The organism is Mariniflexile sp. HNIBRBA6329 (genome assembly GCF_043558645.1).
Taxonomy (GTDB): domain Bacteria; phylum Bacteroidota; class Bacteroidia; order Flavobacteriales; family Flavobacteriaceae; genus Mariniflexile.
Genome location: NZ_JBIFXS010000052.1, coordinates 1 through 316, shown reverse-complemented (window position 1 = coordinate 316; position 316 = coordinate 1). Strand labels below are relative to the sequence as shown.

The window sequence follows — 316 nt, the reverse complement described above, 5'->3', positions numbered from 1 at the left end:
GTAGCACTAAACTCAGGATCGTAACCTAGGTAATCTGTAATAGTAAATAGGTTATTTCCACTTGCATACAGTTTCATATATTTTATGTAGTTTGATTTTATATCAATATCATATGACACCACAAGTGTTTTAAGCCTTAAGTATGAGCCATTTTCAATCCATCTGCTAGAAAATGATGCATTGCCTAAAGGGTCTCCCCAAGTAGCTCTTGGAATTGAAGTTTGTTGGCCCTCTGCAATCCATCGGTTTTGTATAGCGGTACTTTGATTTTCGTAACCACTCATTTTCTCAATGTTTTGGCGTACACCGTTGTATA

At 36.4% G+C, this 316-nt stretch carries 1 protein-coding gene; it reads right to left on the bottom strand.

What is annotated here, in order from left to right; all coding sequences use genetic code 11:
• Positions 1-284: hypothetical protein (locus ACGK9U_RS16155; protein ID WP_394467594.1), on the bottom strand; the 284-nt coding region annotated here is incomplete at its 3' end.
• Between the last annotated feature and the right edge of the window lie 32 nt (positions 285-316).